Origin of the sequence: Aerococcus sp. NPDC058936 (assembly GCF_042741995.1) — a bacterium.
Classification (GTDB): Bacteria; Bacillota; Bacilli; order Lactobacillales; family Aerococcaceae; genus Aerococcus.
The window spans coordinates 38,978-65,077 of the sequence record NZ_JBHYKZ010000003.1 but is presented as its reverse complement, the minus strand read 5'-3'; the positions used below and the strand labels follow the sequence as shown (position 1 = coordinate 65,077).

25 protein-coding genes and 1 other annotated feature are annotated in these 26,100 nt (G+C 41.3%); of the genes, 15 read left to right on the top strand and 10 right to left on the bottom strand.

Annotated elements, in window-relative coordinates; translation table 11 throughout:
- Positions 1-26: 26 nt before the first annotated feature.
- Positions 27-1,028, bottom strand: a complete 1,002-nt coding sequence (locus tag ACFW0C_RS03205; protein WP_378105347.1) for a biotin--[acetyl-CoA-carboxylase] ligase — start codon at positions 1,026-1,028, stop codon at positions 27-29.
- A 188-nt stretch (positions 1,029-1,216) separates the two neighbouring features.
- The gene (locus ACFW0C_RS03200; protein WP_378105344.1) at positions 1,217-2,107 is read right to left on the bottom strand and encodes a GNAT family N-acetyltransferase; all 891 of its coding nucleotides are present in this window, start codon (positions 2,105-2,107) and stop codon (positions 1,217-1,219) included.
- A 341-nt stretch (positions 2,108-2,448) separates the two neighbouring features.
- On the opposite strand from ACFW0C_RS03200, the gene ACFW0C_RS03195 reads away from it, so the two are divergent.
- The 6 genes from ACFW0C_RS03195 (at position 2,449) to mscL (ending at position 6,456) form a co-directional block, all read left to right on the top strand.
- On the top strand, positions 2,449-2,844 hold the full coding sequence (locus ACFW0C_RS03195) for an initiation control protein YabA (protein WP_016897868.1): 396 nt from the start codon (positions 2,449-2,451) through the stop codon (positions 2,842-2,844).
- Positions 2,844-3,602 carry a tRNA1(Val) (adenine(37)-N6)-methyltransferase gene (locus ACFW0C_RS03190; RefSeq protein WP_290520852.1) on the top strand — a complete coding sequence of 253 codons (759 nt, stop codon included), beginning with the start codon at positions 2,844-2,846 and terminating at the stop codon, positions 3,600-3,602. Before ACFW0C_RS03195 ends, ACFW0C_RS03190 begins: the two co-directional genes overlap by 1 nt.
- Entirely contained in the window at positions 3,592-3,972 is a 381-nt protein-coding gene (locus tag ACFW0C_RS03185; RefSeq protein ID WP_378105343.1) for a GIY-YIG nuclease family protein, read from the top strand. Before ACFW0C_RS03190 ends, ACFW0C_RS03185 begins: the two co-directional genes overlap by 11 nt.
- A gap of 4 nt (positions 3,973-3,976) precedes the next feature.
- Complete coding sequence (rsmI, locus tag ACFW0C_RS03180; RefSeq protein ID WP_378105341.1) at positions 3,977-4,873, top strand: 16S rRNA (cytidine(1402)-2'-O)-methyltransferase; 897 nt, start codon at positions 3,977-3,979, stop codon at positions 4,871-4,873.
- Between the two features lie 8 nt (positions 4,874-4,881).
- Positions 4,882-5,919 carry a YdcF family protein gene (locus ACFW0C_RS03175; protein ID WP_378105340.1) on the top strand — a complete coding sequence of 346 codons (1,038 nt, stop codon included), beginning with the start codon at positions 4,882-4,884 and terminating at the stop codon, positions 5,917-5,919.
- A gap of 135 nt (positions 5,920-6,054) precedes the next feature.
- A complete protein-coding gene (gene mscL, locus ACFW0C_RS03170; RefSeq protein ID WP_378105338.1) occupies positions 6,055-6,456 on the top strand; it encodes a large conductance mechanosensitive channel protein MscL in 402 nt (133 codons plus the stop codon).
- A gap of 360 nt (positions 6,457-6,816) precedes the next feature.
- On the opposite strand, the gene ACFW0C_RS03165 is transcribed toward mscL, so the two are convergent.
- From ACFW0C_RS03165 to ACFW0C_RS03145, 5 genes are all read right to left on the bottom strand, one after another.
- Positions 6,817-8,196 carry an MmgE/PrpD family protein gene (locus ACFW0C_RS03165; RefSeq protein WP_378105336.1) on the bottom strand — a complete coding sequence of 460 codons (1,380 nt, stop codon included), beginning with the start codon at positions 8,194-8,196 and terminating at the stop codon, positions 6,817-6,819.
- A 107-nt stretch (positions 8,197-8,303) separates the two neighbouring features.
- Complete coding sequence (locus tag ACFW0C_RS03160) at positions 8,304-9,155, bottom strand: phosphosulfolactate synthase (RefSeq protein ID WP_378105333.1); 852 nt, start codon at positions 9,153-9,155, stop codon at positions 8,304-8,306.
- Between the two features lie 50 nt (positions 9,156-9,205).
- A complete protein-coding gene (locus ACFW0C_RS03155; RefSeq protein WP_378105331.1) occupies positions 9,206-10,588 on the bottom strand; it encodes a citrate synthase in 1,383 nt (460 codons plus the stop codon).
- A 448-nt stretch (positions 10,589-11,036) separates the two neighbouring features.
- The gene (locus ACFW0C_RS03150; RefSeq protein WP_378105329.1) at positions 11,037-12,146 is read right to left on the bottom strand and encodes an NAD(P)/FAD-dependent oxidoreductase; all 1,110 of its coding nucleotides are present in this window, start codon (positions 12,144-12,146) and stop codon (positions 11,037-11,039) included.
- Between the two features lie 87 nt (positions 12,147-12,233).
- Positions 12,234-13,319 carry a hypothetical protein gene (locus ACFW0C_RS03145; RefSeq protein ID WP_378105327.1) on the bottom strand — a complete coding sequence of 362 codons (1,086 nt, stop codon included), beginning with the start codon at positions 13,317-13,319 and terminating at the stop codon, positions 12,234-12,236.
- 278 nt (positions 13,320-13,597) lie between these two features.
- Here ACFW0C_RS03145 and ACFW0C_RS03140 point away from each other — a divergent pair, with 278 nt between their 5' ends.
- Both ACFW0C_RS03140 and ACFW0C_RS03135 read left to right on the top strand, forming a co-directional pair.
- Positions 13,598-14,749, top strand: a complete 1,152-nt coding sequence (locus ACFW0C_RS03140) for a pyridoxal phosphate-dependent aminotransferase (RefSeq protein WP_378105325.1) — start codon at positions 13,598-13,600, stop codon at positions 14,747-14,749.
- 195 nt (positions 14,750-14,944) lie between these two features.
- Positions 14,945-16,186, top strand: coding sequence for an MFS transporter (locus ACFW0C_RS03135; protein ID WP_378105322.1), 1,242 nt, complete (start codon positions 14,945-14,947; stop codon positions 16,184-16,186).
- A gap of 443 nt (positions 16,187-16,629) precedes the next feature.
- Here ACFW0C_RS03135 and ACFW0C_RS03130 read toward each other — a convergent pair whose 3' ends face one another.
- From ACFW0C_RS03130 to ACFW0C_RS03120, 3 genes are all read right to left on the bottom strand, one after another.
- A complete protein-coding gene (locus tag ACFW0C_RS03130) occupies positions 16,630-17,469 on the bottom strand; it encodes an aldo/keto reductase (protein WP_378105320.1) in 840 nt (279 codons plus the stop codon).
- Positions 17,470-17,596: 127 nt separating this feature from the next.
- Entirely contained in the window at positions 17,597-18,988 is a 1,392-nt protein-coding gene (locus ACFW0C_RS03125) for an HD domain-containing protein (protein WP_378105318.1), read from the bottom strand.
- Positions 18,989-19,050: 62 nt separating this feature from the next.
- Positions 19,051-19,926 carry a biotin/lipoate A/B protein ligase family protein gene (locus tag ACFW0C_RS03120; protein ID WP_378105315.1) on the bottom strand — a complete coding sequence of 292 codons (876 nt, stop codon included), beginning with the start codon at positions 19,924-19,926 and terminating at the stop codon, positions 19,051-19,053.
- A 166-nt stretch (positions 19,927-20,092) separates the two neighbouring features.
- On the opposite strand from ACFW0C_RS03120, the gene ACFW0C_RS03115 reads away from it, so the two are divergent.
- The 7 genes from ACFW0C_RS03115 (at position 20,093) to ACFW0C_RS03085 (ending at position 26,075) form a co-directional block, all read left to right on the top strand.
- Positions 20,093-20,545, top strand: a complete 453-nt coding sequence (locus ACFW0C_RS03115) for a DUF1934 family protein (RefSeq protein ID WP_378105312.1) — start codon at positions 20,093-20,095, stop codon at positions 20,543-20,545.
- A gap of 71 nt (positions 20,546-20,616) precedes the next feature.
- The gene (gene rpoE, locus ACFW0C_RS03110; RefSeq protein WP_378105309.1) at positions 20,617-21,198 is read left to right on the top strand and encodes a DNA-directed RNA polymerase subunit delta; all 582 of its coding nucleotides are present in this window, start codon (positions 20,617-20,619) and stop codon (positions 21,196-21,198) included.
- A gap of 232 nt (positions 21,199-21,430) precedes the next feature.
- Positions 21,431-23,032 (top strand): CTP synthase, encoded by a 1,602-nt coding sequence (locus ACFW0C_RS03105; RefSeq protein WP_378105306.1) that lies wholly within the window; start codon positions 21,431-21,433, stop codon positions 23,030-23,032.
- A gap of 105 nt (positions 23,033-23,137) precedes the next feature.
- Positions 23,138-23,302, top strand: coding sequence for an LPXTG cell wall anchor domain-containing protein (locus ACFW0C_RS03100; protein ID WP_378105303.1), 165 nt, complete (start codon positions 23,138-23,140; stop codon positions 23,300-23,302).
- A 391-nt stretch (positions 23,303-23,693) separates the two neighbouring features.
- Positions 23,694-23,934, top strand: a binding site (T-box leader).
- Between the two features lie 119 nt (positions 23,935-24,053).
- Positions 24,054-24,530 carry an S-ribosylhomocysteine lyase gene (locus ACFW0C_RS03095; protein WP_059349256.1) on the top strand — a complete coding sequence of 159 codons (477 nt, stop codon included), beginning with the start codon at positions 24,054-24,056 and terminating at the stop codon, positions 24,528-24,530.
- Entirely contained in the window at positions 24,531-25,304 is a 774-nt protein-coding gene (locus ACFW0C_RS03090) for an SDR family NAD(P)-dependent oxidoreductase (RefSeq protein WP_378105301.1), read from the top strand.
- Between the two features lie 15 nt (positions 25,305-25,319).
- On the top strand, positions 25,320-26,075 hold the full coding sequence (locus tag ACFW0C_RS03085) for a MetQ/NlpA family ABC transporter substrate-binding protein (RefSeq protein WP_378105298.1): 756 nt from the start codon (positions 25,320-25,322) through the stop codon (positions 26,073-26,075).
- The last annotated feature ends 25 nt before the right edge of the window (positions 26,076-26,100 follow it).

The following is a 26,100-nucleotide window of genomic DNA, read 5'->3' as shown; positions in this document are numbered from 1 at the left end:
GTTATTGCTATTAAAATTTAAGTGGGCTATTGGTCAGCAAATTGCTGACTAGAGAAAGATACTTCGCCAGATACAAGCGTCCGTACGTTTCCATCTGGTGTTTCAATTGAAAGATGCCCAAGGTCTGTTACACCAAGGATTTTACCACGATAGTTTTCGTGATTTTCTGTATAGTTGACCCATTGGTTTTTACCTAATAAGTGACTGCGGTAATAGTCCAAGAAAGCCAGACTAGATAGGTCATCATAGTAGGATTTAAATTTAATCAAAAAGTTCGTGATTAAATCGTTAGGATTAAATGCTCTTGGTAATTGCGGTCCGAACAAGGTGCCCGCAACGGATTGATTTTCAGCATTTTCTTTAGAAAAGTCACCCGCAAGGTTAGACCCAACCCCTAATACCAAATGTGAAATGGTCTGACTTTCCATATCAAAAGTCGCTTCAGTTAGGATACCGACAACCTTTTTTCCTTGATAAAATAGGTCATTCACCCACTTAATCATGACATCATCAGTTAAATAGTTGGATAATGTTTCTGCATATGCTGAAGCAGAAGCAATAGTCATGGAAGCGACCAGTTCATTATTGACACCTTTTGGTGGGGTCATGACGAGTGAAAAGTAAAGTCCCTGGCTAAGCGATGAATAAAAAGCACGACCACGACGACCGCGACCAGCTGTCTGTTCATTTGAAATGAAGAGGGCAGGCTGGTTAGGATGATCTGCTGCGTGTTTACGACCAAGGTCATTGGTTGACGAGGTAGATTCTTGGTAGTAAATCTTTAATTCAGGCCAAACGTTTTGTAGGCCATGGCTAATTTGGCTAGGATCAATGGCATGGTTGAGGTTTTCTAAGGCATAGCCATTTTTAGGGTGACGGATAATTTCATATCCTTCAGTTTCTAGTTGCTTCACAGCTTTCCAAACAGCGTTGCGGCTGACTTGGAAGTGGTCAGCTAATTCTGGACCAGTATGGAAATGACCTGGGTGGTCTAGTAAGTAAGCCAATAATTTCGCTTTAACTGTCATGAAATATATCCTTCCTTTCTTTTTATACAAGCATTAGATTAGCAAGTTAATTAGATGTTGTCAACTGAATTTTAAAACAGGGTGACGACGTATGTTTAAGCATATAATAAAAACCCTTTATTCATGTGCTTTCGACTTTAGTGAATCAAAAGTTTTAACACGATTAAAGGGCTTTTGTAATACTTATTTTATTCGTCTTCAAATGCTTCGAATTCATCAAAGTCATCAAAAGCAGCATTTTCAAGCATATAAGCAACTGGGTCAGCTTGGTAAGTTTGGATGTCTTCAATGATGGGGGCTTCGATTTTGCGGTTTAGTCCAATCTGCATGCCTACATCTTGATACCCTTGTTTTATATACATGTCATATGGTGTATCGTCAGCATCAGCAGACAGGATAACCATTTTACCTTCAGCTAGGGCTTTATCACATACCCATTGTTGGATAAGTGAACCGATTCCTTGACGCTGGTAATCGTCTAAAACTTGGAAATTATCAATTTCATAGGCATGAGCAAGACGGATGACATCTGTAATAGCGACTAATTTGTTATCGATATAGACAGCTAGGGCAGTAGTATTATTTTCCGCTAGAAACCATGGGTAATAATTTAACTTTTGTGCTGCAAATTGACCTGAGTCATCAATCGCTTTATCAAAAACTTGGTTGAAATTAAAGTAGTCTTGTTCAATAGAAGAATCTACTTCTTTTAAGACGAGACGGTCGCCGTAGGTATCTTTGGCTTTGGTTGTAGCTTTGAAGTCAGCGGGATCTAGCACCATCAACTTGGTTAGTGAAATTTCGTAGCCTACTTCACCGATTGAAGCGAACAAATCTGGTGCTAGGGGTTGGTTTATTGGTAAAACAAAGCTGTAGTAGGACAAGTTTAGCTCATAAGCGTAATCTAGGAAATTGTCTTCTAGAATATCTAATTCTTCAGCTGTAGGGACGAAATCTAGGACGATTTTGTTGTTACTATACATGCTAGGGACCTTGCGATTACCAATGAAATAGTATAATTCGGTTTCATCGTAGGTATCAGCTAGGGTAAACATATTGTCAAAGGTAAATGCTTGCATGAGTGAAACTCCGTTCGTTTGAAATTTTTTGTCGATTCATTGTCTTTATTTTAGCACAGGTCAGTCTAATCGTTTTAGGAAATGGTAGGTAAGGTAAAGCTACTGCATCAAGTAATATGACTAAATCATTTTATCCGTACATTTTACCAATCAAAAACCGAACAGGTGTGCTATAATTGACGCTAGTTGAAAATGAAGTTTTCATTTAGGTTAGCCACATCATGTGGTATCATGGAGAGTGAAAAAGCGTAGATATTGCGTTTTAACTGAAATGATCCGATAGCCAAATAGGCTTTGGCTAAACAGGTATAGGATGACTAGTAGAAAGTAGGTGTGGGAACGTGGATGAACATCATGTAGCAGAAGAAATTACTGCATTGAAGAGTGATTTGCAGGGGATGATTGAAAAAATTGATGCTATCAATGAGGAATGGGACAAATTATTGATTTCTTCCCATAACTTGAAAATGGAAAATTTTTATTTACGTGAACGGGTACAAGAGTTAACGGAATTAAACGATAGTTTATCGCAAAATACTGCGAAAACAGATGAACCTGCTGACGAGGATACGCCACAGGTGATGTCAAAAGCCCGTCAAAATCTTATGAATATCTACGAAGATGGCTTCCATATTTGTAATATTTCCTACGGTCAACGCCGAGGAAATGACGAACAGTGTATGTTCTGTTTAGATATTCTTTATGGTGAGCGTGCTGGTGAGGGGAATCAAGGCTAATGGAGACACCCTTATTACAAGCAGGCGAACGGTTGGATGCCTTAATTCCGCAAAATCTTGAAATTATTCAAAGTGACCTGACCTTCTCCTTCTCAGTAGACGCAATTTTATTGGCGCATTTCGCCCAGGTGTCTTCGAGTCGTGTGAAGCAGGTCATTGATTTTTGTTCGGGTAACGGGGTGATTCCTTTATTACTGTCGGCTAAAACGAGTGATAAAACCCAGATTCATGGGATTGAAATTCAACCTCAAGTAGCAGACATGGCCAAGCGATCGATGGTACATAATGACTTGGCGGACAAAATTACGGTTCACCAGATGGATTTAAAATCGGTTAGTGACCATTTTAAAAAGGATTCTGTAGATGTTGTGACTTGTAATCCGCCTTATTTCAAGAAATACGATGAATCTAAGGTCAATTTATTGGATGCTAAAACCTTGGCCCGCCATGAAGTGGCGATGACAGCGGAAGACATTTTCCAGCAGGCTCAGTTTGTCCTACGTAACCGTGGTAAATTATATATTGTCCATAGACCTGAGCGGTTGAGTGAGTTGATTGTTTTAGGTAACCAATACCATTTGACTTTGAAACGGCTGCAATTTATCTATCCGAAACCAGGTAAAGAAGCGAAAACCATTTTGCTAGAATTCATGAAAGATGGCCATGATAAGGGTTTGCGGGTCTTGCCACCTTTCTACACGCAAACCTTGTCGGACGAGTATACACCAGAAATGAGACAGTTAATTTATGGCGAATAAGTCAGAAAAATGGCACTATTTCTACGTGCTAGCTTGCAGTGATAATACGCTTTATACAGGATATACGACTGATCCTGATCGTCGGGAAATGGTTCATAACCAAGGTAAGGGAGCCAAGTATACTCAGGCAGCTGGGCGTCGGCCAGTCCATATGGTTTACAGCAAGCCGTTTACATCAAAGTCGCGGGCCATGTCAGCGGAGTATCGGTTTAAGCAGTTGACTAGACGTCAAAAGGAAAACTTTCTTAAAGAACGGGGCGTCAAACAGGTTTGGCCACCATCTATGTGGTCGGACCGGGTGGCTGACAGCGTGGAGAGTGGTTTACCCTTTTTGCCGGAGGAAGAAAAAGCAGTTAAAGATGAGGAGTGAGGGCATGGTTCAGGTACAACATTCATTTACAAAGCAGGAAAATGAAGGGTTTGGGACCTTGTATTTGGTGCCAACGCCGATTGGGAATTTGGAGGATATGACCTTTCGTGCGGTCAATACGTTGAAGTCTGTGGAGATGATTCTGGCGGAGGATACGCGAAATACGCAGAAATTGTTGAATCATTTCGAGGTGGCGACTAGCCAGATGTCGTACCACCAACACAATAGTCAGGCGCGGATGCCACAAATTTTAGCTATGCTGAAGGATGGACAGGATTTAGCGCAGGTGTCTGATGCTGGGATGCCAGCGATTTCTGACCCAGGCTTTGAGTTGGCGCAAGCAGCTATTGCAGAAGGTATTCGGGTTGTGCCACTGCCGGGTGCTAATGCGGCCTTAACGGGGCTTGTGGCGTCAGGTTTGGATACTGACCAGTTTGCCTTTATTGGCTTTTTACCGCGTAAGAAATCTGAGAAAAAGGCTTTCTTGGATGACCTGGTGAATTTTCCCTACACGATGATGTTTTATGAATCGCCTTACCGCTTGGTGCAAACTCTTGAGGATTGCCGAGATGCCTTTGGTCCTGACCGGCCTGCGGTAGTGGTACGGGAGTTGACTAAGAAGTTTGAGGAGTTTAACCGAGGCAGCCTGGATGATTTGGCTGTGCATTTTGACCAAAATGGACCGATTAAAGGGGAAATTTGCTTCTATATTGCGGGTAATGATGCGCCAGTGACTGAGGCGACGATGTTGCAGGATGCTTTAGAGGAGATGTCCTTGAAAGACCAGGTGGACTGGTGGATGGGGCAAAAAGACTTGTCGACAAAGGATGCCATTAAACAAGTGGCTAAGCAAACGGGCGTGAATAAGCGGGACGTGTACGCAGCTTACCACGAAATCTAGGAGGCTTTATGATTCCATATCTCATAGCGCTGACATGTTTTCTTGTTGGCATCGTCATTTTAGTGATTGCACCGAGGAATTTGGTGGATAATTTCCTTTTTTTAGCAGGTTTTATTATCTTATTTTTTGCAATTTTAAATGATCCGACTTTTAACAACCATCCCTTCTTCCAGCATGTCTTTTATTGGTTGGACAGGTATGTCCGGTTATTAGCGCCTTTATTTACCATGATTTTTGGGATCGGGATGATTTCCTATGCTTTGAAAGTCTATCGGATTGAAAAGTCAAAATTGCAGTTGACGGTAGGTTTACTATTGGCTGCTGTATTGATTGGCGGGACTGTCTTCCAATATGTTGCCAGCTTCTTCTACTCGACCCTTTTTAACCAGGAAGTGGTAAGGGTCTTCCAGTTTGCGATGGCCTATTTCGTGCTCGCTTTCGTTAATTATTTGGTGGTAACCTTGCGATTGACCTTGTTGGAGGATGAGGGCCAACAGGATTTTGTGCTGATTTTGGGGGAGCAGTTGTCTAAGGATGGGAAACCTTCGGGTGTTTTGGAGAGTCGGTTGGATATGGCAGTGGATTATATCGAGCGGCAACAGTTCCAATTTCAATCGGTGCCACGGATTATCGTGAGTGGGACGTCGACTGGGGCGGATTCGCAAGTGAGTGAGGCGCGGATTATGGCTGATTATTTGGTGGATCACGGGGTGCCACCTGAGATGATTTTGCTTGAGGACCAGGCGCGAAATACCCATGAGAATTTTATTTATGCAAAAGGGATTATGCAGGCGAATGTCAAGCAGTTGAAAACCACGAAAGCGGTCTTTGTGACGTCGTCTTACCATTTATATCGCAGTCAGTTGTACGCCAATATGGAGGGCTTGTACCAGATGTCTGGTGTGGGTGCACAGGCGACGGTGATGGAGCGGATGTTAAATTGGGTGCGGGAGTTTGTGGCCATTATTTTCATGCACCGGAAGTTGCATTTGGTGGTTTCTTGTTTGATGATTGGTTTAGGGGTCATCAATTTCGTACATTTTTAATACAATATTGAAATTTTTAGCTTAAAATTGTACTTTTTTTGTATAGTTCTAGGCTATTTTTTTACAAAAAATGACCGGTATGGTTAAATAAATTATGTATTATTCATCATATTTTATTTAAGGGAGGAAACAAAAATGTTAAAAGAATTCCGCGATTTTATCGCTAAAGGCAATGTTTTAGATTTGGCTATTGGGGTTGTAATGGCGACTGCATTTACTGCTATCGTTAACTCGTTAGTAAGTGATATCATCATGCCATTTGTTGGATTGATTTTAGGGTCAACAGACTTTACTTCTATCACAGTTCAATTAGGTTCAGCTGTATTAACTGTGGGTAACTTTATCCAAGCAGTGATCACATTCTTAATTATCTCATTAGTATTATTCTTCGTTATGAAAGCTGTAGCAACATTGAAGAGCCAATTTGAAAAAGAAGAAGATGGTGTTGAAGAAGACGACGAAGTAGCGCTTGTTGATAGCCAAGAATTACTATTAACAGAAATCCGTGACTTATTAAAAGAACAAAATAATAAGTAAAGGGTGTAAGCGAGACCGCTAAGCTCAAAAACACTGGAAGAATAGTGCTGTATCACACAAAGTGTGATGCAAACTATTCTGAAGTGGACTTGAGCTGGTCGAACGCACCCGACTAGTAAGGATGCGAGGACCGACGCCAAGAAAGGAACCGTTGGAAGATTAAGGCTGTAGATGACGCAGTCAGCTACAGCTTAAACTGAAACGCAGTCCTTTCTGGAGGTCCGAACTCGACTATAAGATGTGAGCTCGATTTTAGGCACCGTCCTTTAATCTATCTTCATCTATTGTGAACAAGATAAAAGGCCTAGCTGAGTATATAAGTATACTCAGCTAGGCCTTTTTTTAGTTGGCATAATGTTCTTAATTGACTTTCACTTGCCCTAGTAAGTCAGTTAAGACGCTGATATCAACGTTTTCGATATCTTTGATGGTCGCAGCAATCTTATCTGCTAGGTCAGCATCGATTTTACTTGTAAGGCCCTTATATTTTTCCATTAAGACGTCCCAATCGGCAGGGTGGGTGTTGAAGCCGTGGTAGTCATTTTTCTCAATTTCAAATACTTGGCCGTCGTTGGTTTCTAGTTCAATACGGCAAGCCATTTCTGCTGGGAAACGGTCGCTGTATGCTTGAACTGGTTCAACATGGACTTTTTGTAAGAGGTCTTGAACGTCTGAACTAGTAATGCGGGCTGGTTCGTATTGTTCAGGCATGACTTGTCCGTCTAAGTAGGCGACAGCGAGCATGTAAGGTAGTGAATGGTCTGCTTCCTCTTTCAATTGGATGTTCTTTTTGCCACCTTCCTCGCCACCACCGATAATATTGAAGGCCACGTCAAAGGTATACAAGCGAATTTCCTTGATGCCATCAGCGGCGATATTTTCTGCATCTTTCAATTCCAGCAAACCTTCAATAGAAGATTGGGAATGAATTTCAGCATTGTAGCGTTTGGTGATGGTTTTGGTTACCCGGTTTAAATCTTCTTTCGACCAGTCGATATCAAATTTACCAGCAATGGAATCCATGAATCCTTTGTTTCCTTCAAAGACCTCTTCAGGTCCAGTAATGCCGTAGCTAGCGAGTAAAGTCGCATGCATGGCACCCATAGCCGTGTTTGGATAAGCTAAACCTTTCCAGTGAGATAAGGCACCGGTCCTAGTCACCCGTAATGAATTGTAGCCTGTACCCGCAATGGCAATGGCATTTGCGGTCTTATCAGCATCTAATTTTAAGGCAGCGGCCGCACCTGCAGCGGCACCGTAACTTCCTTGTACAGTATGGTCAAAACCATGGTCACGTACAGGGGCAACGTCAGATAAGCGGGCTTGGACTTGGTAGGCAATGCCTAAGCCAAGTAAGAAGTCTTTCCCGCTACCGCCAGCGTATTCAGTAGCGGCTAATACTGGGGCAATATTATCAGATGGGTGGCAGGTTTCGTTTTTCGCTAGGTATGAGTCGTTGTAGTCTAAATAACGGATAGCTGCCCCGTTATAAAAAGTTGCGTAGTCAGGGCTAGATTTACCGCCACCTAGTAAGGTTACTAGTGGGGCGCCACCTAAATCTTCTGTCATCTTGCGGATATCTTTCACGGGTTGACCTTCTAAGGCGCCGATCCCAACTCCAATACTATCTAAGAGACGTAATTTTAATACTTTAATGGCTTCATCTGATAAGTCATCATAGCTACGGCTTTCTACCCAGCTTGCAAGTTGTTGAACCAATGTTTGTTTATCGTTTGACATCTACTCGACCTCCGAAATGTTATTCAGTCTATTTTCTTTATAGATATATATAAGAAGGGTATGGTCAAAAACGCATACCCCCCTATAGTTGACGTTTATATGACTACTTAGTTTTTATCGTCGTTTAAGGTAATTACACGGCCGAATAATTCGTTGTTACCCCAGATACCGCGACGAATACCTTCTAATTGTACGATTTGACTATGGTCAACGAACAAGTTCACGTCTGGACCGTAGTTTTTAATATACCAAGAGAATACATCCGGATCAGCTGCTTCAAACATGACTTTTTCAGTACCTAATTCTGAAGCGAAACGGGTAGCAATTTCTGTTCTCCAGCTAGCCACACTTTCAGTGATCCCTTCAGACTCGATCATCAACATGTAAGCCCCAGCTTCTAAACAACGTTTACCTACTTCAATCGCTTGAGCTGGATCAAGTAGACCGGCTGCTTCATTTTGTTCGATTGTGTTGGTACCACCTGAACCAAATTGCACACCGATTTCTGGTTTGGCTAATAGACCGGCATCTTGCACGCGTTCTACTAAACGGACAATGTCATCAGTTGGCATAGTAATGAATCCTGTAGAGATTTCAATGATGTCAAAACCAACACGCTTACATTCACTAATGTAGTAGTCTACCGCTTCAATTCCTTGTGTTAAAACATATTCCATGAATCCACCTGTAGATACTTTGACACCATATTCATGCGCCAAGTCTAAAATTTTAATCAATTCTTCTTCAGGCATTAAGGTGAAAGAACCACCAGCAAATTTCAAGATATCTACATGTTCACCCATTGTTTCTAACACATCGCGTAAGTAGCGTTCACCCATAACCGTATAGTATGGTCCACGGATTTCTGTAATTCCGCGTGTACGTGGTTTTGCTTGACGGTTGTTATGTTTAATTTTAGCAAAGGCTTCTTTGTTGTTTAAATCAGTGTTGTTTCCCATAGTAATCACTTTCCCTTTCGTAAACCAGAGTGTCTGTTATTATTTGATCGTTACTTGATAGCTAGTTGACTGTGTTTGCTTTCCCTATCTTCCATGGCAAGGTAGGCCTTGTTTTCGGAAATATTGACATAAGCTGGGCGGATAATTTTCGGGTCTTGAATTTGTTCCAAGCGATGGGCGCACCAACCGGCAGTTCGTGCGACGGCAAAGATTGGGGTATAGAGGTCTGGACTCAGTCCAAGCATTCTATAAACAAGGCCCGTGTATAAATCGACGTTGGCACAAATTTCACTGCCAGGACGCTTTTCATTGAGGAGGTCTTTGGTGATGTCTTCGATGTTACTTAGGAGGTTGAAGTCATCGCAATAACCTTTTTCAATGGCCATTTCTTTCGCCTTATCTTTCAACAAAACAGCTCGTGGGTCTGACTTTGTATATACTGCATGCCCCATACCGTAGATGAGGCCTGACTTGTCAAAGGCTTGCTTATTTAAGATATCACGTAGGTATTTTTCAACTTGGTCCTTATCCGTCCAATCAGCCGTTGTGGCTTTTAAATCTTGCACCATGGCTTCTACCATCGAATTGGCCCCACCGTGTTTTGACCCTTTAAGCGAACTTAAGGCTGTTGAAATGGTTGAATAAGTATCCGTTCCTGTTGAGGACACTACGTGAGTAGCGAAGGTTGAATTGTTCCCGCCACCGTGTTCGGCATGGATAATCAAACATAGGTCTAATAACTTGGCTTCCTCATCTGTAAATGTCGCATCTGGACGAATGAGATGAAGGATCGTTTCAGCTGTCGACATATTCGGCTCCAGGTGATGCAAGATAAGTGACGCATCATCGTAGTAATACTTCTTACCTATGTAGGAATAGGCAAGTATGAGTGGCATCTTCGCAATGATAGAAATGACTTGAGAGATTTGATTTTCAAAATCACGATCTTCCGCCTTATCATCAAAGGAATAAAGTGCCAACAATACCCGCTGCATATTATTCATTACGTTTTCGGATGGCGAATTAATAATGAAATTTTCAATGAAGCTATCGGGGAGTTTTCGATTCTCCTCCAGTAATTCATTGAAAGCAGCCATTTCCCCTTTAGTTGGTAAACTGCCTGAGAGCAAGAGGTAGATGGTTTCTTCATAGCCGAACTTATCTTCTTTAAAATAATTCTCTACTAAGTCTGTCAATCGAATTCCCCGATAACGGAGTTCCCCTTCTGTCGGCATTATTTTATTATCTAGCATTTTATATCCTGAAACTGAAGCAATCCCAGACACGCCAACTAATACCCCTGTACCATCGTCATTCCGTAGACCGTGTTTCAAGTCATAGGTAGAATAATGATCATGAGAGATGGTCGTGTTAGCTTTTACGACATCAACAAATTGACGTCCAAACGCTCTGTTATCAAAATCGATAGACAAGATATACCGCACCCTTTCTTTAATTTTAATAAAACATGCAAAACAAAATTCTTGTAGAAAAGCCTACAAGTAAGTTTTGATACCTGTATCCTAGTCACTTTGAATTTGAATGTCAACTATTATTTTAAGAATACGATGAGAGTTAATCTCATCTTTTTCTTATCTCTCAAGGGTTTGCGTCGTGTAAAATAATTTAAAAAAATTTTTAAAAAAAGTAGGATGACAGAAGATACCTCACATGATTTTCTCATCGATGTAACATTATCTACGCGATTCATGTTAGCTTTGTAAGAAAAAGCACAATGCTAGCAGGATTAGAAAATAATTCAAAAGTTATGCGAACTAAGTAGGTGAAAAAAGAACGCGAAAAAGTCCTTGCTGATTCATTCGATACAGCAAGGACTTTGTATTGTATTGTTTAGTTGAAATGATTAGAAAGACATTCCTACTATTGCACACGTTTTTGGATATAATTTTCAACGGCATAGTCGCTAGGATCAAGCAAGGTTTCCTCATTGTTGATTAGGCGACTCATCTCTCTAGCAATCAAAGGGCCAGTGGTTAAACCAGATGAACCCAAGCCGGATGCTACATAAACATTTGGTCGGTCAGGCAATGGTCCGTAGAAGGGCGCATAGTCAGAGGTGTAAGCCCGGCTACCAATTTTATAATCAGTGACTGGATAGTTAGCCAATTCAGGGACCAGTTGATAGATTGTGGAAAAGATATCCACTAATCGACTTGGGTCTGTGGATAAATCAAATCCTTCTTCGTCTTCATGACTAGCACCCACAAAGATTTTCCCGTCTAAATGGGGGATAAAATCACCTTCACCTTCAGGCATAATCAGGGGTAATGCTTGGGTATCCCAGTCAGTTTCAAACACTGCCAGTTGGCCTTTTTGAGGGCGGACATCTACTTGATAGCCCAGTGGGTCAAGGACCTGACCCAACCAAGCACCAGTCGCTAAAACCACGGTATCATAGACTTCTTGGTCATTTTTCACCATAACTTTACCATCATCTAAGAAAGTTAAATCTGCCCGAACATTCACAACTTTTAGATTTTCCCCCTTAGCTGCGGTAATTAAATCCTGACATAAATCATGACCGTCTACTACCGCACCGCCATCCGTTTCAATCAGGTCGTTGTCATAGTGAAAATGGGGAAATCGCGCCTGTTGATAAGTTGGGGATAACTTGTTAATTTCTTGGATTAAAGGTGCTTCTGCCTGACGTTTTTCAGCAATCGCCATCAAATCATCGATCAGTTTGGGTTTCTTCTTCAACAACCAAGTCGTTTTTTGTTGATAAGCCTGGGTCACTATCCCAGCGTCCGCCAAATCTTTCAATAAGTCTCGGTAAAAATGGGCCCCACCATTGGCTAGGCGGTACCAGGGTTTATTGCGACGTTTAGAGAACCAGGGGCAGATAATGCCGGCCGCCGCTTTAGTAGCTTGTCCAATTCCGTCGTCATATAGGGTTACATCATGGTCTTTGGTTAAATAAAAGGCAGCGGTCGATCCAAGAATCCCGCCACCTATTACTGCTATCTTCACTTAGTTAGCTCCTTACTATATATCGGTACAATGTATCAGTACTATTTATCAGTACCAATATCAGCGAATTTCAGCTTTTGTTAGCCCTTATTTTTTACGGCGCTGACTGGTTTTGCCAGATTCGCTATTTTTCTTGTTGTCTTTATCTGCCTTATCGCTATAACCATCGCGTTCTTGACGGTCTTGCATTTCCCGGTAAGTCTTCCGGTTAATAATCGGACGTTTCAACATAACGGTATTCCACAAGTTATTTAGACGCATAGGTTCATCAGAGACTGCCGGTTTTTCCTCATGATTACTATTAGGTGTTTGGTCTAATTCCCGAACGGGGGTTAAATCCTTGTCGTCATCCCCCGGCTGGCCTGTTAAATAGGCGCCTAAAGTTGGTGAATAGGTGTCATCATCACTTAAAGTCGACTGAGCTGCTCGGTTTGAAATCCACAAGTCTACTTTGTCGCCCACATTAAAGTAAGAGACTAAGAAGTAGTATGCGGCAGCGATAATGGCAAGGGCCCATACCAACCAGACTGGCAGGTTAATCTGCGCTACCCGGTATGAACGGATAATGTAGGGTAGAGTGAAGACTAGTGCGGCAGAAAAGATGCCGGCAAATAAATATAAGACATTAAAGCCTTGATACCACTTGCGGCCAAAGGCAGTATTGCGGTTGAAAGTCACCCAGAAGAAAATGGCTGTGAAAATCACGAAAACCTGTAGAGGCAACCCTAAAATTGATACCGCAACTGGCATCTGGATAGCAGAAGCAAAGTCCCCCCACCATGCGTAACCGGCAATAAACATATAAGTCGCATAAATGGTTAAAGTTAAGATGAAAAATGATAGAACAGCTGGTACATACTTAGCTAAATTAAAATCATAACGTTCAATATTCAAGCGACGTAGGGTCAACTTACAATAATCTTCCCCTGACATCCCCAGCACTTCCTCCGCTGAAATTTGTCGCAATTCCGCTACTTGCAACCGGTCCACTAATTTTGATAACTCCTGATAAATCGCAGGTTGCGCCGGACCGCTCGTTAGAAAGTACCCCTCACAATCCTGGAAGAAGGACCGCATATCCGCCGATAAGGCGCTGGCTTTCTCATGCGTCTCGGCTCGCAAAACTTGCATTTGGTTGACACTCGCATCCGTATTATATCTCCGTTGTGCCATCGTATACACTCCTCATTATTACACTTGATATATTTATTTGGAAAAAGGGTTAAAGCATTTTTGCTGGCATCCCTTATAATGCCACTTCCTTTTCATTATATACTACCAAAAGTCAGACCAATAGCGGTAGCCTTTAAATCTTTTGTAATTTTTAAAGCTTAGGAACTGCCCTTTTACAAAAAGGTTTAGAAAACGCATCACGATTTTTGGAGATAAGTGCTACAATATAGAAAATATGCGGTTGGGGAACTGGCCGGTTAATGAGAGGATTTTGTGGTATGACGATTAATGAGCGGTTGAAGCAGATTACGCCGTCTGAGATTCGGGCTTTTGATGCGCAGGTGTCAACGATTCCAGGCTTATTGAATTTTACGATTGGGGAGCCGAATTTTGATGTGCCTGAATTTATCAAGGATGCGATGAAAGAGGCTTTGGATAAGAATTTTACCCACTATGCGGCTTCGGATGGTTTACAGGAGTTGCGTCAGGCGATTGCCAATTTTTACCAACGTCGTCATCAGCTGAAGTTAAACTGGCAACAAATTATGGTGACGGTGGGGGCTAGTCAAGGTTTTATGATTACCATGATGGCTCTATTGAATCCTGGCGATAAGGTATTGATTCCATCACCATATTTTCCACTATATGGCTATTCTTCTATCTTATCTGGTGGGGAATCAATTTTTGTGGATACGTCTGCGGATGACTTTGTCTTAACGCCTGAAGCTTTGGACCGTGAATTACAGGCGCATCCTGAGATCAAGTTGTTGATGCTGAATTACCCAAATAATCCAACTGGGACAACTTACTCTAAGGACCAGGTCAAGAGATTGGCGGAGGTCTTGCGGAAGTATCCGGATGTTTATATCTTATCGGATGAAATATACGGAGACTTGGTTTATGACGGCGACCACTATTCAATGGTGGAAGAATTGCCTGACCGGACAATTTTATTGGCAGGTGCGTCTAAATCTTATGCCATGACCGGCTTTAGACTAGGCTTCTTACATATTCCAGCTGACCTATACGAAGAGTTGTTCAAGATTTTCCAAACTATGGTAACCTGTGTATCAACACCTGACCAGTGGGCTGGGGTAGCTGCTTATAACGACGGCGACCAAGCCATTGAGGACATGAAGGGTGAATACAACCACCGCCGGAAGATGATTATGGACCGGATGACGGCTATGGGATTTGATATCCCGCATCCAGCCGGCGCATTTTATGTATTCCCCCGCATTCCAGCCAAATACGGCGACGATGACCAAGCCTTTGCTTTAGACCTAGCGGAAAAAGCAAAAGTCGGTGTCATTCCTGGCTCAGCCTTTGGGCCAGGTGGCCAAGGTTACTTCCGTTTCTCTTATGCTGCAGCCTACGAGGATATCGCCGTAGCCATGGACCGGATGGCTGCCTTTATGGAAGCATTATAGAAAGATAAATAGATTAAATAAAGTCGGGGCCACTGGTCTCGATTTTTTTGTTTCGTCAAAGTAGGTTTCGATTTCATTAGCATTTGCCTATAAATTACTTGTATATGCCCTTTTGAACGGCTTAAATATCGACAGGGATGGCTTGGTCGAGTAAGATGAAAGACGAAGAAAGTTTGAAATATGGGGGAGATTTCCATGAATGAAATCAATGAACAAACAAATAGCAACTGGGTAAGGGATGTCGCATTATTCCTAACCAGTCAGGGGATTTCCCTATTCGGCTCATCCATCGTCCAGTATGCCATTATGTGGCATATTACGATTGAAACAGGGTCTGGTGTCATGATGACCTTGTATATCATCTGCGCATTTTTACCAACCTTTTTACTATCGCCAGTAACAGGGGTCTGGGCTGACCGGTTTAACCGTAAGCAATTAATCATGTGGGCTGATGGTGGAATTGCACTAGCTACGCTGATTTTAGCCTTTTTGTATATGCAAGGTTACCAAGAGATTTGGATGTTACTGATTGTGGCGGCCATTCGTGCCTTTGGGGCAGCCGTCCAAACACCGGCAGTGGGTGCAATTTTGCCACAAATCGTCCCTAAATCAGAATTAACTCGGATTAACGGCCTCAATTCCTCAATTCAAGGGATCCTAAACTTCGGGTCGCCTTTGATATCAGCGGGTTTACTAGCAGCTTGGCCACTGGCTTATATCTTCCTAGTCGATGTGGTTACAGCGGGATTAGCGATTGTCACCATGCTCTTCTTGAAAGTTCGGACCCATGATAAGGCAAGTAGAAACCAGTCTGCGTCCTATACTGCTGATTTTATGATGGGTGTCCGTTACGTCAAAAACCATGACTTTCTAAGAAACCTATTCATCTTCTTCGGAATCTTCATGTTACTAATCGCGCCAGCCTCAATGTTACCGACCTTAGTTGTGACAAGGACATATGGAGACGAAGTGTGGCGGTTGTCAGCTATTGAAATTGCCTTCTCAGTCGGGTTCGTATTAGGTGGTGGCTTGATTTCTTGGTGGCAAGGATTTCCCAACCGAATCAAGACCATGGCCTTGGGTTCCTTTATCTTGGCAGCCTGTACCTTGGGATTAGGGTCGACCAACACCTTCTGGTTGTATGTCGTCCTGATGGTCATTACGGGGATTGCGGTCCCTTTATTCAATACACCGTCTATGGTATTGATCCAAGACCACGTGGAAGAAGCCTATCTAGGTCGGGTATTTGGCGTTATGTCTATGATTAACACCGCCATGATGCCTTTAGGGATGGCCTTGTTTGGCCCATTAGCCGACTTTATGCCCATTTCCTATATCCTGTTGTTCGCAGGATTTGCCTTAGTCATTCTATCATTTGGCTTTCTACGGAATAAAGCCTTGATGGAAGCAGGGAAACCAATAGCTAAAGTGAAATAAAACAAGGTGTGACAAAAGTTGTTTAGACACGGTGCGCTAGTCCAAAACCGAACAATTGCTGCTAAGTAATTGGCGTATTTTGGGAAGTGTCGGAAGCGTTTGACTTTTGGAACCCGATTATAAGCGATATTTCATAAGTAAAAGAGGTCGAAACAAATGTTACGACCTCCACGTATACAAGAGTAGCGATTTGCTACTCTTTTTTATTTGAAAAATGACTTAGTGGCTTTTACGCTGAAATAGCTTGTATAGGTCATTTGTGGCAATCACTAGAAATGCTAAAACAAGCACATTGACAAAGGGTGACGTAATCAAGTCAAAGAGGGAAATAATATATTGGCTCACCGCAACAACTACTACAAGCATGATAGTCAACTTCGAATCCTTGATAAAAAGTCCCTCCTTAATTTTAAGCTTATTTGCTTAAGACTAGTTACTTAAAACTATTTACTCAAAATAGCTTTGACTCTTTCTGGATCCCAATGTGGTGCTTGGTTTGGTTGTCCAGTATCTAAGCCTTTCAGTTTGGCCATATCTTCATCTGATAATTCAAAATCAAAGACATCAAAGTTTTCATCCATGCGTTCTTTATGGGTAGTTTTTGGAATCACTACATAACCTAATTGCAATAAGAACCGTAAGCCGACTTGGCTATTTGACTTACCATATTTATCACCAATGGCCTTGATATCAGAGTGGTTAAAGAAATCATGATTACCTTGTGCAAGTGGACCCCAAGCTTCAAGAACTGTACCATATGGTTCCATCACCTTTTGTAAGGCTTCTTGTTGGTAGAAGACGTGTGCTTCTACTTGGTTGACCATAGGTTTTACATTCACAAAATGTACGAAATCTTGGTAGCGACCTGGGTAGAAGTTAGAAATACCAATCGATCGAATAACACCTTGGCGGTAAAGTTTTTCTAAGGCACGCCAAGCACCAAAGTAATCACCGAATGGCTGATGTAATAAGACTAAGTCTAGGTAATCAGTTCCTAAACGGTTTAGGGATCCTAAAACCGCATCGTGTGTTTTTTCTTCACCGTAGTCACTTGGCCAGATTTTAGACGTTAAAAAGATATCCTCACGTGGCACATCTGACTGGGCTAGACCCGAACCGACTGCTTCCTCATTTTGATAAAATTGGGCCGTATCAATCGACCGATAGCCGGATGCCAAAGCATCAATCACTGAACGTTCACATTCCGAATAATCCTTGATTAGAAAGACACCAAAACCTAATTGAGGCATATCAACACCATTATATAAACGAATATTTTCCATATTCCCACCTCCGTTACCTTCATTATAATTGAAAAAGCTTACAAAGTTAAAATGTAAGCTTTCTTGTAGAAGTTTATTTGAAAGTATAGGATTGAATTTTAGGGATAATATGATATTTGTTAGAAAGCTAGATAAAAGTATCTGTTAAGTTTTCGTCTAGTGGTGTGATTTTACCTGTTTTGGTCATGGCGTGGATTTGCGTCAAGATAGGTTCAAACAAGGTAATGTTGTCACGGTTTTTCCCGTAGAACAATTCATTCGGTAAGAATAGTCGCTCATCACCGCGCTGTTGACCAGTAAAGGCTGCGATTAAACTCGAAGCTTTTGACAATTCGACCATGTGGCCATTTTTCTCAACCAATTCAATTTGCGTACGTGGTTTCTCCGCATTTGGTCGGTAGAAATCATACGGTAAATCAAAGCGCGAGTTCATGGCAACATAGTATTGGATGTCATAGCCTAATTTGCCCACTAAGTCGATCAAGACTTTCACGTCCTCTTGGTTTTCAATCTCGTTATAAGTGACTGACTTAAATGGTTTACGGTTAACAAAGCGGTCAGCTAAATCTCGCAAGACTGGGTCTTCTGAGTAGAAAATCCAGTGTTGGAAGTAAGTTTGTAAGACCCCGTCATCTAGGCGCAAGTAGTCTTCTAATGTCCAGTCCTGAGTAAAAAATGGTTCTAAGAATGAAGCGTGGGTATCACGACTGGTAAATTCATTTTTTGTCAGGAACAATTCTTGAGCGCGTTTTAACAAATGGTGGAGTAGCATTTCCATCCCTCTTGAAACAGGGTGGAAGTAGACTTGCATGTACATTTGATAACGACTTGTAATATAGTCCTCCACTGCATGCATGCCGTTATAGTCAAAACGAATCCCATCCTGATAAGGGTGCATCACTCGTAGAATCCGGCTTAAATCAAAGTTCCCGTAATTGGTCCCAGAGAAGTAAGAGTCACGGAGTAGATAATCCATTCGGTCAGCGTCAATTTGACTAGAAATTAACTGAACAACTTGCGGATTTGGATAGGTTTTATCAATGACAGACGCTACTTGTCTTGGGAAATCAGCGGATACCCCACGCAAAATCTGGTTGACCTCAGTGGCTTCTGACAAAATGATTTCTCTTGTCATCTTTTCGTGATCGGTATTGAAGATATTCTCAAAAGTATGGGAAAAAGGCCCGTGTCCAATGTCATGCAAGAGGGCTGCACATAAAACCACTAACCGCTCAGAATCATCCCAAACCCCGCCGTTTTCAATCGAAAAGTTACGGACGAATTTATCACAAATCTTCCGAGCAATTTCATACACACCCAAGGAATGGCTAAACCGTGAATGTTCCGCCCCGTGGAAGGTATAAGAAGCCGTCCCCATTTGTTTGATTCGGCGTAGGCGTTGCATTTCTTTAGCATTGATCAGGTCCATAATTACCTGGTGTTGGACGTGGATGTAGTCGTGCACGGGGTCCCGAAACACCTTCTCGGGTATGCGTTTACTCGCTTCTGCAATACTCATAACAATCTCCTTTATCAAACTCTGCTTCACTATATTTATACGTGAAGGTGGGCGGTTTCTATCTATTGATTCGCTAATATATCGTAAAGGACTTGGTTTCGTTTCTGCATCCGTTGGCTATAAGTCGCCGTATCTAAGTCGTCTTGACTTCGTTCGTTTAATTCAACCCCAGCATCCGCAATGACCCTTAACAAGTCATCGACAAATTTTTCGACTGTATCAATAGGCGCGAATTCGGACAAGTTGGCCATAACATTCGGGTCCACGTTTGGATACCGGCCTTTTTCATCTTTACTTGCTTGACCGGATTTGTACATATCAGCGACTAATTGGCCGCGACTGGCTTGATCTCCGGTGATTGACATGTAGAGGTAGATACCTACTGCATGACCGATTCTACGTTGGGCAATACCGGCTACTTTTTGCCCATGAATGGATACGTCAAATTTACCAGGGCAGTAGGAGGTTGCGACTTCCCCGACTTCTAGTGATATACCATGTGCGTCCATCATTTCTTGTAAGAGTGCGACGATAAATTCATAAGCCTGATCAATGGTAAAGGCTTGGTTTTTAGTGTCCATTAATAGGGTCACGTTCAAGACATTTGGATCAGATACCACCGCTAAACCACCAGCAGGTCGTACAACAGGCAAAATGGCTTGGTCCTCATACAGCCAAGTCACAGCCTGATTAAAGTCTGGTAGCCTAGTGTCCATCCCCCCAAGAATAACAGTTGGGCGGGTTGGCCAGAAATGAATGGCTAAGGGCGCTTCAAAAGTTTCTTGGTTAATAGCATTCAAGATGGCATCATCAACTGCAAAGGGTAACAAGGCTGCATCTGCTTCCTCTAAACCATAGGCTTGATTATTTTGAGTAATATCTTTATAAACCGCCATAGTCAGCGGTTTGTCGCTTGTTTTAAAGTCGTCAAACATCATGTGAAAGTCCTTCCCACTAATTTGTCTATATTGTACCATAAAAGTAGCTATTTCCCCTATTTCACGGCGGTTTCATAGGTATCTAATCTTTGAAGTCTAAGCGAATCGTGTTAGAATAGGGGAGGTTAAATATACAAGAAAAGGTGTCATTAGAGGAGGTTGCCAAATGGCAAATGCTGGTAAACAAGCAATCCAGTTAAAAGTTAAAAACTATATCCAACAAGATCGTGATGGCCAACAAGTGCAAGAGGAATTTACAACAAAAACAAATGGTTACTACTATGAAGTCGGCGAGGCTATTTATGTAGAATATGAAGAAAAAATCACTGAAAACACGGTAGCTGTCCGTTTAAAATTTGAAGCTAACGATAAAGTGACTATCCGTCGTCAAGTGAACGGTACAGAAACGACAATGAATCTAGTCAAAGGTAAAAAAACGGATATCCTCTACCATGTGACAGATGCACAAGCAATTACTTTCCAGGGACAATTAAATTTACTTAATGTAAACCAAAACGATGCGGATACCTTTAATGCCCGGATGGCATACAACTTATACCAATCAGAAGAAATGATTGGGCAATACCAAATCGAATTGCAAACAAGGGTCCATGTGTAGTAATATATAATGGATATACTAGACGATTAATCACAAGTGCGTTGGTTATAAGGCGAAAGGATGAACTAGTAGTGGAATTAAAAGGATTTGCTGGTCAAAACAAAGAACAGTTATCAATGGTTGAAGTCGCATACCAAATTTTAGTGGAAACGAATAATGTATTCGAGTTCAATGATTTATTAGCTGAAATTCAAGATTTCTTGAACATGCCACAAGACGAATTAGAAGGCAAAATGGCGAATTTCTACACAGAAATGAACTATGATGGTAGTTTTATCTCTTTAGGTGAAAACCGTTGGGGCTTACGTGAGTGGTATGCAGTTGATTCAATCGATGAAGAAATTGTTTCGTCAATTGATGACGACGATATCAAAGCGAAACACAAAGGTAGCAAGAGTCTGTTGGCTTCTGTTGAAGATGAAGACTTAATTGACTACGCGTCTGACGACCCAGAAGATGTGGACTACGTTGAAGACGAAGAAGATTACGATGACGAAGAAGAAGATGAAGAAGACGAAATTTCAGCTTACTCTTCTGATTTAGGTGAATTAGGTGACGACGAGGAAGAAGACGATCTTGAAGATGGTCTTGAAGGCGACCTTAGCCTAGTTGACGAAGAAGATGATGATGAGGAAGATGAAGAAGACTTCTAACAAAGATTTCTAAACTTCTATAAAAAATATGTTGTTTTTCCTTGACTCAAATAAGTGAATGAATTATTATTCTATTTGGGCACTTTAGTTTCATAACTATTGTGAGATGAACACGTTACTCCCTGTCTTTCTTAGGAAAGATGGGGATTTTTTTATTTTTTCTAAGGAAAATAGTTATCCGCATCTCCCTTCTTATGTAAGCATATAAATTTTTTGGAAAAGGAAGGATATCATGACAAAGTATATTTTTGTAACCGGTGGGGTAGTTTCTTCAATCGGTAAAGGTTTAGTTGCAGCATCTTTAGGACGTTTATTAAAAAATAGAGGTTTAAAAGTAACCATTCAAAAGTTTGACCCATACATTAACGTTGACCCAGGTACTATGAGCCCTTATCAACACGGGGAAGTATTTGTGTTAAATGATGGAACTGAAACTGACTTAGACTTAGGTCACTACGAACGTTTTATTGATATCAACTTAAATCAATATTCAAACGTAACAACTGGTAAAATTTACTCAGAAGTTATCAACAAAGAACGTCGCGGGGACTACTTAGGGGCAACTGTCCAAGTAATTCCACACATCACTGACTCAATCAAAGATAAAATCTTACGTGCAGGTGATACAACAGGCGCTGACGTCGTGATTACTGAGGTTGGTGGTACTGTTGGGGATATTGAATCAACACCATTCGTTGAAGCATTACGTCAAATGCGTTCACAAGTTGGTGCTGACAACGTTTGCTACATCCACACAACTTTACTACCATATATCGCAGCAGCTGGTGAGTTGAAAACAAAACCTACGCAACACTCTGTGAAAGAATTACGTGGTATGGGTATCCAACCTAATATCCTAGTTGTACGTTCAGAACACCCACTACCAGACGGTATGACTGCGAAAATCGCACAATTCTGTGACGTTGAAGAAGATGCCGTTATCCAAAATCGTGATGTAGAAACAATCTATACACTACCATTGCGTCTACAACAAGAAGGTTTAGACGATAAAGTATGTGAAGTATTAGGTCTAGACGAAACACCAGAAGCAGACATGCGCGAATGGCGTAACCTTGAAAACCGTGTATTAAACCTATCTAAGAAAGTAAAAATCGCTCTAGTTGGTAAATACGTATCGCTTCAAGACGCTTACCTATCAGTAGCAGAATCATTACGCCACGCAGGTTATGCCCATGATGCAGAAATCGACATCGACTGGATCGACTCTGAAACCATTACAGCGGACAACGTACAAGAGATCCTTGGCAATGCTGACGGTATCTTAGTACCAGGTGGATTTGGTAACCGTGGTATTGAAGGTAAAATCCAAGCAATCAAATATGCACGTGAAAACAATGTACCATTCCAAGGGATTTGTTTAGGGCTACAAGTGGCTTCTATTGAGTTTGCCCGTCACGTATTAGGTTACACAGACGCTAACTCAACTGAAATCAATCCAAACACTGAACACCCAGTAATCGACTTGATGACAACACAATCAGGCCTTGAAAACTTAGGTGGTACACAACGTTTAGGTTTATACCCATGTGCCCTTAAAGAAGGTTCTAAAGCACGTGAATTATACAACAATGAAGCCTTAGTTGAAGAACGTCACCGTCACCGTTGGGAATTCAACAACACTTACCGTGAAGAATTCGAAAAAGCTGGTATGATCTTCTCTGGAACATCACCAGATGGCAATCTAGTTGAAATCATTGAAATTCCAGAACATCCATTCTTTGTGGCATCTCAATTCCACCCAGAATTTATTTCACGTCCAGACCGTCCACAAGCAATCTTTAATGGATTCATTGGCGCGGCATTAGAAGTGTAATTCTCTTAAAAAAGTGTATTTTAACTTGTTAAAATACAATAAAAACCTACTCCAAAAACTTTAGGGAGTAGGTTTTTTTCATAAAAGGATTCTTCAGAACAATGGTTGTTAAGGAATACAGAAAACAATAAAGAAAAAGGAATACCAGACAATAAGTTATCCATTAAAGACCAACCAAGAGAATCTGACAAACAGTTACCAAATACCGGCGAGACTGCTTACTACTTACTAAATCTGATGGGCGCATTCGTTGTTTTGGAGTATTCTTGATCCTTGAACGCAAACAATTGTCTTCCAGTAACTTATAGTCGGCTTTTCGATAGAGTAACGCATTGCAGTATAACAACAATGCCGTTGGAGCTTAAACGTTTGTTGTTATGGATCAACATCAAACCAAATGCACCACAAAAATGGACTCCTTCGTAGAAATGTTTGTTAATGAAGAGGGCAACACCTACGTCAGTACCGATACCTCCGGATTTTTCCTGTTGAACCTAATGTATCGAAAAGTAAACACTTCTGGGGAGTAACGATTACGCAGGGAGGGTAACATTACGTATAGTAGAAATGATTTAGAAAATTAGTTATAAATTAGAGAATCACTAATCGTTTTATCTTAACTTTCTTAGAATATATCTGATATAGTCATTTTAATTAATAATCAAACACGATGAAAAAGAAAGTAAAGCTTTTGTTTTTTTTCTAGAGAACCTCGGTAGCTGAAAAGAGGCAAAGAACAAATGCTTGAAAATGGCTTTTGAGTGGATTCTCTGAATAATTAAGAGAATACGGGAGATGTTCCGTTAGCAGACAGCAGTCTCCACTGTACTGGGAACTGAGTGAGGCAGTATTTCGCGAGAATGCTGCAAATTAAGGTGGTAACGCAGTTTTATGCCCTTAGATATTTTTTGATATCTAAGGGCTTTTTTTATATCTAGGTAAAGGAGGACAGGTAAGTATTGCCAAGCAAGTCGAGTCGTCGGTGGTAAAAGAAAATAGCAAAATTTAGGAGGAAAAGAAAATGGCAGAAGTCGAAAGTTTTACATTAGATCACACGAAAGTTAAAGCCCCTTATGTCCGATTAATTGCGGAAGAAGTAGGAACGAAAGGCGATGTGATTGCCAATTATGATTTACGATTTTTACAACCAAATGAGAAAGAAATGCCAACAGCAGCGGTTCATACATTAGAGCACTTGCTTGCAGATTTACTGCGTGATCGCTTAGATGGCATCATTGATATTTCACCATTTGGCTGTCGAACAGGATTTCATTTGATTACTTGGGAAGTCCCTAGTGCGACCGAGGTAGCGCAGGCTTTGACCGAGGTATTAACAATCATTGCAAATGAGTCACAATGGGAAGATGTTCAAGGTGTTGATATAGAAAGCTGTGGGAATTATCGCGACCATTCATTATTTGGTGCTAAGGAGTATGCCAAAATCGTTATTGAAGAAGGAATCAGTGACGATGCGTTTCAAAGACATGTGGTGAAATAGATGTATTTTGACGCTTTAGCAAAACAAGTTGTTCTAGTTATCGGCTCAAAACAAGGAATTGGTGAGGCAGTTGTACAAACCTTTTTGAAAGAGCAGGCAATTGTAATTGCCGCTGATATTGGCTTCCAAGGGTCAATGTTGCGAAGGATCACCGATCAGTATTATCAAGTCAACGTGGATGTTGGAAGAGAAACTTCGTTAGTGGATCTGGTTAAGCAACTAATCGAATACAAACTGATTCCTGATATTTTTGTAGAGGTAGCTGGTGTTTCTACAATAGACTTTTTGACAGAGAGCCAGACCAGTGATTTTGATAGGGTGCAAGCAGTCAATTTAAGAGGGGTCTATTTAAGTCTAAAATACATCGCAAAGTTGATGCAAGACAATAAAAAAGAAGGAAGAATTATCGTGGTTTCTTCACAGGCCGGCAAAAATGGCTATCGTGGTATGGCAGGTTATGTCGCATCCAAACATGGTGTATTAGGTCTGGTAAAAACATTAGCTGTTGAAGTTGCCAATCAGGGAATATTAGTTAATGCTGTTTGTCCAGGAATTATTGAAACGCCCATGAAACACCGGGAACGTATCGAAGGTGGTCTTATTCGAAATATGACACCAGAAGAAATTTTGGTGGAAGACCAAAGTCAAGTTCCTTTGGGAAGAATAGGTACACCTCAAGACGTTGCAAATGTTATTTTATTTTTAGCTAGTCCGCTAGCAAGCTACATGACTGGTCAAGCAATCAATGTGACTGGTGGCATGACGATGCATTAAGAAGGAGTGAAATAAATGAGAAAAATTATTAAAGGGATTGGTTTACTGACAGTGGCTTTTATGCTTATAGCTTGTAGTAATCAAGAAACTGCCAATACAGCGGAATCAACTGAAAATTCAACAATCGTAGTCGGTTCAGTCGGTTCCGATGCAGAAATCTGGACATATATCGCAGAATCGGAGGCCGCAAAAGAAGCGGGATTAACAATTGAAGTTAAAGAAATCACTGGTGGACCGGCTACCAATCAAGCCACTGTAGATGGTGATGTGGATGCAAATGCCTTTCAGTCAATTGGATACTTAGAAAGCTTTAATGAAGAGAGCCCTGAACAATTAGTACCGATTGCAGCAACCTATGTCGAACCGATGGGCATCTACTCTGATAAATTTACGAGTATAGATGAGATCGCGGATGGCTCAGTAGTAGCATTGGCTGACAATCCTTCAAATACCGCCAGAGGGTTACGCTTATTGGAAACGGCTGGTTTAATTAAGTTAAAGGATGACTTTGATGCTGGAACAGGAACAACTAGCGATGTAATCGAAAATCCCAAGAACTTAGAATTTACACTCATTGATGATTTAACTGGTCCACGAGTTTTACCGGATGTTGACTTGGTTTTAATCAGCAATACGATTGCCCTTGAAGGTGGCTTAAATGTATTACAGGATTCCATTTTTCATGAAGAGGCGGACACGGCTGTTCGAGAAACGGTCAATATTTTAGCAGTAAGGAGTCTCGTAAAGACGAAGACACTTTACAAAAATTAGGTGAGTTGTACCATGACCCGGAAAT

What these genes read in the sequence shown, in the direction of transcription:
- ACFW0C_RS03145 (WP_378105327.1), bottom strand. Translation starts at nt 13,319, where the DNA reads ATGGCACAACGGAGATATAATACGGATGCGAGTGTCAACCAAATGCAA.
- ACFW0C_RS03205 (WP_378105347.1), bottom strand. Translation starts at nt 1,028, where the DNA reads ATGACAGTTAAAGCGAAATTATTGGCTTACTTACTAGACCACCCAGGT.
- ACFW0C_RS03140 (WP_378105325.1), top strand. Translation starts at nt 13,598, where the DNA reads ATGACGATTAATGAGCGGTTGAAGCAGATTACGCCGTCTGAGATTCGG.
- ACFW0C_RS03200 (WP_378105344.1), bottom strand. Translation starts at nt 2,107, where the DNA reads ATGCAAGCATTTACCTTTGACAATATGTTTACCCTAGCTGATACCTAC.
- ACFW0C_RS03175 (WP_378105340.1), top strand. Translation starts at nt 4,882, where the DNA reads ATGATTCCATATCTCATAGCGCTGACATGTTTTCTTGTTGGCATCGTC.
- ACFW0C_RS03165 (WP_378105336.1), bottom strand. Translation starts at nt 8,196, where the DNA reads ATGTCAAACGATAAACAAACATTGGTTCAACAACTTGCAAGCTGGGTA.
- ACFW0C_RS03190 (WP_290520852.1), top strand. Translation starts at nt 2,844, where the DNA reads ATGGAGACACCCTTATTACAAGCAGGCGAACGGTTGGATGCCTTAATT.
- ACFW0C_RS03185 (WP_378105343.1), top strand. Translation starts at nt 3,592, where the DNA reads ATGGCGAATAAGTCAGAAAAATGGCACTATTTCTACGTGCTAGCTTGC.
- ACFW0C_RS03085 (WP_378105298.1), top strand. Translation starts at nt 25,320, where the DNA reads ATGAGAAAAATTATTAAAGGGATTGGTTTACTGACAGTGGCTTTTATG.
- ACFW0C_RS03125 (WP_378105318.1), bottom strand. Translation starts at nt 18,988, where the DNA reads ATGAGTATTGCAGAAGCGAGTAAACGCATACCCGAGAAGGTGTTTCGG.
- ACFW0C_RS03135 (WP_378105322.1), top strand. Translation starts at nt 14,945, where the DNA reads ATGAATGAAATCAATGAACAAACAAATAGCAACTGGGTAAGGGATGTC.
- ACFW0C_RS03090 (WP_378105301.1), top strand. Translation starts at nt 24,531, where the DNA reads ATGTATTTTGACGCTTTAGCAAAACAAGTTGTTCTAGTTATCGGCTCA.
- ACFW0C_RS03130 (WP_378105320.1), bottom strand. Translation starts at nt 17,469, where the DNA reads ATGGAAAATATTCGTTTATATAATGGTGTTGATATGCCTCAATTAGGT.
- ACFW0C_RS03105 (WP_378105306.1), top strand. Translation starts at nt 21,431, where the DNA reads ATGACAAAGTATATTTTTGTAACCGGTGGGGTAGTTTCTTCAATCGGT.
- ACFW0C_RS03120 (WP_378105315.1), bottom strand. Translation starts at nt 19,926, where the DNA reads ATGATGTTTGACGACTTTAAAACAAGCGACAAACCGCTGACTATGGCG.
- ACFW0C_RS03095 (WP_059349256.1), top strand. Translation starts at nt 24,054, where the DNA reads ATGGCAGAAGTCGAAAGTTTTACATTAGATCACACGAAAGTTAAAGCC.
- rsmI (WP_378105341.1), top strand. Translation starts at nt 3,977, where the DNA reads ATGGTTCAGGTACAACATTCATTTACAAAGCAGGAAAATGAAGGGTTT.
- ACFW0C_RS03160 (WP_378105333.1), bottom strand. Translation starts at nt 9,155, where the DNA reads ATGGGAAACAACACTGATTTAAACAACAAAGAAGCCTTTGCTAAAATT.
- ACFW0C_RS03115 (WP_378105312.1), top strand. Translation starts at nt 20,093, where the DNA reads ATGGCAAATGCTGGTAAACAAGCAATCCAGTTAAAAGTTAAAAACTAT.
- mscL (WP_378105338.1), top strand. Translation starts at nt 6,055, where the DNA reads ATGTTAAAAGAATTCCGCGATTTTATCGCTAAAGGCAATGTTTTAGAT.